General features: G+C 54.3%; 13 protein-coding genes. All 13 read right to left on the reverse strand.

Annotated elements, in window-relative coordinates; translation table 11 throughout:
* The coding region (locus WC600_18275) for an ATP-binding protein (protein MFA4904678.1) at nt 1-1746 on the reverse strand (1746 nt) is incomplete at its 3' end.
* A 512-nt stretch (nt 1747-2258) separates the two neighbouring features.
* On the reverse strand, nt 2259-2495 hold the full coding sequence (locus WC600_18280) for a hypothetical protein (protein ID MFA4904679.1): 237 nt from the start codon (nt 2493-2495) through the stop codon (nt 2259-2261).
* Nucleotides 2496-2683: 188 nt separating this feature from the next.
* Complete coding sequence (locus WC600_18285) at nt 2684-2893, reverse strand: hypothetical protein (protein MFA4904680.1); 210 nt, start codon at nt 2891-2893, stop codon at nt 2684-2686.
* A gap of 11 nt (nt 2894-2904) precedes the next feature.
* Nucleotides 2905-3348: a hypothetical protein gene (locus tag WC600_18290; GenBank protein MFA4904681.1), complete on the reverse strand. Its 444-nt coding sequence runs from the start codon at nt 3346-3348 to the stop codon at nt 2905-2907.
* Between the two features lie 224 nt (nt 3349-3572).
* Nucleotides 3573-4082 (reverse strand): hypothetical protein, encoded by a 510-nt coding sequence (locus tag WC600_18295; GenBank protein ID MFA4904682.1) that lies wholly within the window; start codon nt 4080-4082, stop codon nt 3573-3575.
* A 42-nt stretch (nt 4083-4124) separates the two neighbouring features.
* Nucleotides 4125-4493, reverse strand: coding sequence for a hypothetical protein (locus tag WC600_18300; protein MFA4904683.1), 369 nt, complete (start codon nt 4491-4493; stop codon nt 4125-4127).
* Nucleotides 4480-4944, reverse strand: a complete 465-nt coding sequence (locus tag WC600_18305) for a hypothetical protein (protein MFA4904684.1) — start codon at nt 4942-4944, stop codon at nt 4480-4482. The genes WC600_18300 and WC600_18305 overlap by 14 nt, the downstream gene beginning before the upstream one ends.
* 114 nt (nt 4945-5058) lie before the next feature.
* Nucleotides 5059-5499 (reverse strand): hypothetical protein, encoded by a 441-nt coding sequence (locus WC600_18310; protein ID MFA4904685.1) that lies wholly within the window; start codon nt 5497-5499, stop codon nt 5059-5061.
* A complete protein-coding gene (locus tag WC600_18315; GenBank protein ID MFA4904686.1) occupies nt 5496-5897 on the reverse strand; it encodes a hypothetical protein in 402 nt (133 codons plus the stop codon). The genes WC600_18310 and WC600_18315 overlap by 4 nt, the downstream gene beginning before the upstream one ends.
* A gap of 230 nt (nt 5898-6127) precedes the next feature.
* On the reverse strand, nt 6128-6358 hold the full coding sequence (locus WC600_18320) for a hypothetical protein (protein MFA4904687.1): 231 nt from the start codon (nt 6356-6358) through the stop codon (nt 6128-6130).
* A gap of 142 nt (nt 6359-6500) precedes the next feature.
* Nucleotides 6501-6986 carry a phage replisome organizer N-terminal domain-containing protein gene (locus WC600_18325; protein ID MFA4904688.1) on the reverse strand — a complete coding sequence of 162 codons (486 nt, stop codon included), beginning with the start codon at nt 6984-6986 and terminating at the stop codon, nt 6501-6503.
* Nucleotides 6987-6997: 11 nt separating this feature from the next.
* A complete protein-coding gene (locus tag WC600_18330; GenBank protein ID MFA4904689.1) occupies nt 6998-7195 on the reverse strand; it encodes a DnaB-like helicase N-terminal domain-containing protein in 198 nt (65 codons plus the stop codon).
* A partial coding sequence (locus tag WC600_18335; GenBank protein MFA4904690.1) for a helix-turn-helix domain-containing protein occupies nt 7195-7460 on the reverse strand: 266 nt, incomplete at its 5' end. The genes WC600_18330 and WC600_18335, both read right to left, overlap by 1 nt.

Genomic DNA, 7460 nt, shown 5'->3' on the forward strand with positions numbered 1-7460 from the left:
GGGCATGGTTTGATCGGCCAGAACCAGATCGAAGCCGTCCGGTTGGGCTCGAAAGGCCTCCAGGGCCTCCCGGCTGGCGGTGAGGGCCGTTACCCGATACCCCAATTGCTCCAGGAGGATCTTGGCAGCCACCACGATATCCTCCTCGTCGTCCACCACCAGGATGCTTTCCTTGCCCCGGGGCATATCCCCCCCCACTTCGGGCTCCATAAGCTCCTCGATCCGCAGCACCGGGAAAAAGACCTCAAAGGTGGTTCCCCGGCCCGGTTCGCTGGCAACAGTAATACCTCCCGCACAGAGCTTGACTATGCCGTGGACCACGGCCAACCCCAAACCGGTCCCCTGGCCTTTCTCCTTGGTGGTGAAGTAAGGCTCGAAGATGCGCTCGATGATGGCCGGGGGGATCCCTGGCCCCGAATCATGGACCCGCAGCCGGACATAAAGGCCCGGTTTGATTTCGATGCCAAAGGCCAACTGCCCTTCCTTTAATTCCACATTGTCCAGATCCACCTCCAGCAGCCCCCCCTTATCACCCAGGGCGTGGGCGGCGTTGGTGCAAAGATTCATTACCACCTGGTAGACCTCGGTGGGATCGGCCAGCACCCAATCCGGATCGGCCCCGATATTCTGGCGCAGGTCGATGGTGGAGGGGAAGGAGGCCCGCAGCAATTTCAGGGATTCCTTAACAATGGGGCCCAGTTGCATGAATATGCGCTGGCGCTCGGTTTGCCGGCTGAAGGACAAGATTTGGTTGACCAGGTCCGAAGCCCGTTTGCTGGACTTGAGCACCTGGTCCAGGTAGGACCGGGTGGGGCTGTCCACAGGGAAGTCCCGCATGACGATCTCGGTATACATGACGATGGGGGAGAGGATATTGTTGAAATCGTGGGCGATGCCCCCGGCCAAGGTGCCCAGGGCCTCGATCTTCTGAGTTTGGCGCAGTTGGGATTCCAGCTTGGCCTTCTCCTCTTCGGCCTGCTTCTGTCGGGTGACATCCCGGTTACTGGCCCGGCGGCCGAGATTGTGGCCGGTGGGGCTGTATACCGGCTGGCAGACATGGGCGATCCACCGCTCTTCCCCATCCTTGGTAAGGATTCGGAAATCCAGGTGGTGGGGCTCGCCGCTCTCCCGTTCGTCATGGAGGTGTCCGGCGATTTTCTGCCGGTCCTCCACGTGGGTGATTTTCTCCAGCAGGTCGGGGTCCAAGAAGAAATCTTCCACCTGATAGCCAGTAATCCGTTCGCACGAGGGAGAGTTGTAATTGTACCTCCCGTCCGGGCCTAGCCAATACTCCCAATCATAATTAAAATCCGCGATGGTCCGAAACATGACTTCCGATTTCCGCAAGGACTCTTCCGCCACCTGCCGTTTCGCCAACTCCAGCTGCAGAGCCTGATAGGACTTCTTTAATTCCCCGGTCCTTTCTTCCACCCTGTCCCGGAGAACATCTCTGGTGCGATTGATTTCCAAAAATAATGGGGCAATCAGGGCCACTCCCACCGCCATGGAAACGGAAGTGGCCATGGCGATCAACTCCTGGCTGACGTCCACCGGCAGAAGCTCCATACCCCTGACGTACCACTCATACAGGGTAAAGCAGCGTCTCAAACTCATGAGGACGATGGCCGCGGCGATAAATATCCAGGCCCCGGTCTTCTTGGTGATCCAAATCAGTCGCAAAGCCAGGAACGCGGCCACAAACTGGAAGGGAATGGAGATAAACAGGATGAAGTAAGCCTTGTTCATCGACTTGCCTCCTAAAAATTCCCAGGTATTCTGGCGTTCTCGATGCTTGCTTCCCAAGCCTGCATGAAGATTATCAGGTGTTTTGCCGGTAACTTATTCTATCCCAAAGTAATTGGATTGAAAAAGTTTCCGATATATTGAGATAATTATCTCAAATGGGCAAACAAAAATATTCGACAAGATATCCTCCGGGAGCCCCTCTATGCGCTATTTTATGATTGTAATCACTGCTGTCTGGCACGTTAAGTTAATTGAATAGCAAAGGTTGTCGGTTGTCTGGTGGTCGAAGACCGAGTAACGCCCACAAATCCATGCGTTCCAGGAGCGTGGTTGGGCCAGGCGGGTGAGTTCCAAAAGTCCCCAGCCAGCCTTGGTCTTGAACTTGACCCACACCAGCAGCAGGAGAGCGATCAAGGCGTTCCAGATTTGGATCAGCACCGCATTCTTGGAGGACCGTAAAAGGCCTTGATTTTCAGGTTTTGTTTGATCCACTTGAAAAAGAGTTCGATCTGTCAGCGGCGGCGGTAGAGTTCGGCCACCTCCAGGGCAGACAGGTCCAGGCGATTGGTCAAAAAGACATATTCCTTGTCGGTCTCCGGGTCCCGATAGTGCACCCGGCGCAGTGGCTCAGGGGAGCAGGCCTGGCCCTGGGGAGAGCTCAAGCGGATAACCTGGTCGGCCAGGACCGGGCCGGAAGCCGTCTGGTCCTGGATAACCTCATAGTAGGAGTTGCTTTTTAGCGGGGTCACAAACCCGACGCCATCTTGGTGCAATTGGTAAAGCCAGGAAGCACCTGACACAAATTAGCTTTTTCAACAGTCACTGCCATGAGCGTAACTTATCATCAGAGCTATGGAAATTGTGGATATGACCTGAATGGCGAATAAAGACTTTAAAGGGGAATCTTTGGCAAACACCGAGTTAAGGTTAGCAACCATCACCTCTGGAGAGACTGATAGTAGTCTAGGTTCACGAGCACCCAGCGGCCGGTTTCATCCTTCTTGACCGGAATGCTGCCCTCCCGGAGCAACTTCCTGACCGAGTCAGGGTGCATCTCCAGGAAATTGGCGATGGACTTAACCCCACGATAAAACTTGATCGGAACGGCGACGGCCACATACCCACCGGCGCCATTTCTCTCGGCCATGGATAGCGTCCTCATACAGAATCGTGAGAGTCAGGACCCTGAGAATCCGGCTTGACACAGTAACAGTAAAGGTTTCTTTCTTTTCCCCTATCCAGTTTCTTAAGCCTTGCCCGCACCCTGTCCCGGCGGCTTTTCCGGTCATCGGCAGACATTCCGCTCTGCCCTGATTTCGTCATCCCGAAGACAAAATTTTGCAACAGATTCTTGATTTCCCGGCGGATATCCAGGGCTGCCCCAAGCCATTCAATGGCCACAGGGTCACCCGCACCCACTGCCTGCAAATTTTTCAAAGCCTCCCGTTCCAAGCCCAACAAAGTAACCAGGGACTCACCCAGGAATCTTTCCTGATCGAACTTTCTCACCAAATCCCTGTAGTACTTGCTGGCTCGAGCAAGGAGACAACTGACCTGTCGCTCGTTTATCCCCAGGTGTTTAGCGATTTCTGCCTTTATCATACCCTGCTGACGCAACGAATCCGCATGTAATACCGAGTTGCGGTCAAAAAAGTAATATTGTCATTCTGAGCGAAGCGAAGAATCTAGATTCTTCACTGCGCTTCGCTCCGTTCAGAATGACACGTTCAATATTACCTCTTTGACAGCAACTTGGTATAAAGCGCTCTTGTCTAACTGGTCACGGCTCATTCTGGTTTTCTTCCCCCTAATCCTTGGATTCAATTTCAAATCACATGCAACGCCATGTCGAACTCTTTATAAATCAACCCCTCCTGGCTCGGCTGGAAACATAGCATCTCGCAAAGCCAGGTGTCCCGGGAGACCTTGCGCTTTTCCGAGATGGCGTCCCCGATGCTGTAAAAGCCGCCGGCGTCCAAGGCCCGGCCCTGGCAATCCTCCCAGAGTTCGCAGATGGTGCACTCCCGGCCGACGCACTTCTCCATGACATCGAAGACGCACCATTTGTAAATCTTGTAGCCGCTCTGGGCCGCCTCGGTGATGACCCGGTTCATCAAGCCGTAAGCCTTATGCATGGTGGAGTAAATCTGGATGCTAGCCTTGATGCCCTTCTTGGTCTTGGGAATCAGCATGGCCGCCTCGTAAATCTTGTCGTCGAACTCGTCTATCTCATCGAGCTTGAGCTTCTGGGGGTGGGGGCCCCGAACCGATTTTGAGGAGGCGGTCAGGATATTGATGTGAGACTTGTTGGCCAGCGTGGTCTGGGCCGCCAGCATTTCGCCTTGAATCAGATACCGGAAATCGTCGGTGGCCAGGCCCTAGTCGTCCCCTCCCCCGGTAAGGTGCTGGTACATCTTCTTACTCTGCTCCAGGGAGCCGCCCAGGATCTTGGTGGCGCAATCCTTTTTAAAGACCGTATCAAGCCAGGTGGCCAGGGCCCCCAGGAGCGTCTTGCCGCCGCCGCGGTTGGCCCAGCAAACCGAATCTTGGACCTCCTCAAAGAAGCTGTCCACGATGTACTCGGCTGGCGGGGGGTGCTCCGGACAAACCCGGGCTCGGGGAATCCGGAGCTTCCAATAGGCTTCGATGAATTCCAGCAGCTCGTTAGCATCTTTGAAGCAATTGCGGCGATGGTATTCGAGCAGCTCTCGTTTGAGGATTTCGGGATCAATGTCAGCTCTCATCATTTTTTTCATTCAATTCGTTTAAGGTTTTTAGGAAAATGTAGGCTGCAGCCCTGGCTTCCGGTTTCTCAAGCGGGAGGCCGGTTACGTTTATTTCCTCTGCAACTTTGGTTATCAGTCCGGCCTCCTGTTGCAGCCGTTTTATCTCCTTGCGGGCATCCCGGGCCGCATTCAAATAAGCAACGGCCACATTGCTATTCGGGTTGGCCTTGGCAAATTTTTCCAGGGCGAGGCGCTCCATCTCCTCCAGGGCAGACAGGTTTTCACCGATCCGAGTCTTAGAATCGCTGGAATCAGCCAGGAGTCCCCAGAGCTTCCGGGCCCGGGCAAGCAGGCTATAGGCATAGCGCTCTGTAACATCCAGGTATAGCGCGATCTGGGCAACGGTCATGTTCTGCCGGCGTAGCGACATCGCCAGCATGGCCTTCTCGTTTGCCTCGTCAACTTTACCCATTTCGGCTTGTTCCCTTACCCCTCACCCTGATCCACCTAGGACAGGGTTATGAGAGTGACGTTGGATTCCGGAAGCCCTGGTGGTCACAGTCGAGATTGTAGTAGGGGTTGGGGCTCATTTCTTCACGTCCCCCGGCTTGACCCCAAATTGGTTGAGAAGCTGGCCAGCCGATTCTTTCTTTAAAACGCTGTCGGCCAAGTGGTTAAGGCTGCCATCGGGTAAGATGACGCCATTGCCCTTCAAGACTTTCCAGCCCTCCATGACCTGGAGAGCGTCAACCTGGGCCAGTTCCGCCCATCCCTGGAAATCCACCTTGGTTTGCCGCCAGAGTTCTTCCAGATCCACCTCCTGGCCTGGGGCCGGGGGGTTCGGGAGCCGTCGTTTCACCTTGGGCCAGGCTGCCGCGAGGTTCATGAGAACGGGGTCCCGGACCATCAGGGCCACGCCGTGGTAATTTTCGGCGGCACGGTGGATCAGGAGGGCGTCAGACCAGGTTATTATCCGACAAACCGGGCCGGACCCAGGTAGATGAACACCCAACGGCTTATCACTCAAGCCGCATCCTCCAAGACCCCGCGGCTTCTGAGAATGGCCCCAACTATGGGCAGTTGAGCCGCAAAAGACAGGAAAGCCGAAGGCGACAATACCAAGGGGGGCATCAAGGCCATATCATATTCCGCTGGCATCCTAACGGCCCCCATGCCTCCGGAAAGGACTTCAACGAAAGTCCGCCGTTGATAACCAAAGGAATCGGTTTTGTGCAGCAGGCTGATCTGGACCCAATTGTCCAGGACTCGCCGGGTCTTAAGCAGTTCCTCCCGATCAGACAGGGGAATCCCGTTACCCACGGGCTCATCGGGATAGTCACTCGACAGGCCGCGGTCTTCTAAAACCGCCTTGCCATGATGCATGGCCTCGCAAAATTCCGGCCATAGGGGAAGCGGAAACATCATACCGCCGCGCAATTGGTCTCTCTGGACCGAAGATGCCCCAACCTGCCCATAAGGCACGATTTCCAGACGGAAGGTAGTTAGCCGATTTGTTAAGCTAAAAAAATTGTACTCCAACCACCTCCCGCGCTTCTCAGACAACGGGGGAGAAACCCAAACCCTTTCCTGCTTTTCATTTTAGCTTCCATGTGGATTGGGATAACTCCCTTCTCCCAGGAGATTAGTTTCAGTGCTCAATCATCCTCCCGGTCGGTGTAGAAGATTTTTGACCGGGAGGCATACTTGCCAGGATTCGCTGAATCCAGTTTTTGATGAGTTCCAGAGCCGGTTTTTCTTCCCCCACCGGCTGAGCCAAAGTCGCGGTCATAATTTCCCTCCAGCAGCTTTATGGCGTTGGTGTCGTTGGCAATAAGAAAATCGAAAGTCAGCCAGGGCCTATTAGCTGCCTTGGCCTTGAGGAACAATTGCTCCCACCATGCCTGGTCGCTTCTTTTACGGATGCGGACTCCGAGACGTTTACTTCGTCCGTCGGTCAGCTCCGCCAGGGAGGGCTTACACCCCAAGTCATTCCAAAGATGGAAGACCTTGCCAGGGGTTATCCAAGAATCAAGAGAGGGAGGGGAGTTGGAGCCACCGGAGGCTTCCTTTCTTCTGATCTGTATCTGTTCTGTTCTGGTCCGTTTCCTTAGCGTTTCCGAAACGTTTCATATCTGTTTCGTTTTTCGTGGCTTCTTTTTGCTTTTCCCTGTATTTCCGCACTCTTGGGGTAGAAAAATCTGATTCAAAATTGCGTTCGGAGAAGCTATTCAATAAGATTCCCTTGTCTGCAATTGTGATCATTCTAAGCTCTTCAAGGGTTCTACAAAGGGTCTTCGCATGGTCTACGCGACGTATTCTCAGTTCCTTCGCCAGTTCTTTGTAGCTATAAGGAATTCCAGGGGAGATATGAATCCAGCCGTGATCGTTCACCTCGATTGCCAGGTCAATTAGGACATACCAATAGGTCCAGAGTGATGGTAATCTCTCCGCCAGAATTTTTATTTTTCGGTGATTTCGGGTCCCGGCATATAATCGCCCCCAGAGACGCCCCATTATTATTCCCTCTACCCCCGGTCAGCCCGGTCAGCGAAGTCCGGACCAGGCTGGAAGATGCGGCCGTGGGCTCCTCGGTAGAAATGTTCTGGTTTAAGGTCGGTTGTTGAAGCGGGAATCTCCCTCCGAATGAGTATCGAACCCAGGACAACCTGTTCCGCTTCGGTAAATTCGATAAGCGGAATAGCTTGGGGCTGGGCTTGGGCCATTATTCGGCCCCCAGGCTATCAATATAGTGATCCAGGTCTTCGCGCCTAAAGAGCAGCTTCCCGCCATACCTCACCGGCTTCACTGGGAAAATTTTTCGGCTTAAGTCATTCCGGATGGTTCGTGGACTTATCCCCAGGTACTCGGCGGCCTCCGGGATAGGTAAAAGACGCTTACCTGCCCCCCGTAGCTCCTGGCGAAGGGCTCGTACTTCGGCCAGGACCGTCTGGAGGTCTGCGTTAGGCTGAGAAGATTTCATGCGGCTCA

It is taken from the genome of Desulfobaccales bacterium (assembly GCA_041648175.1).
GTDB lineage: Bacteria > Desulfobacterota > Desulfobaccia > Desulfobaccales > 0-14-0-80-60-11 > 0-14-0-80-60-11.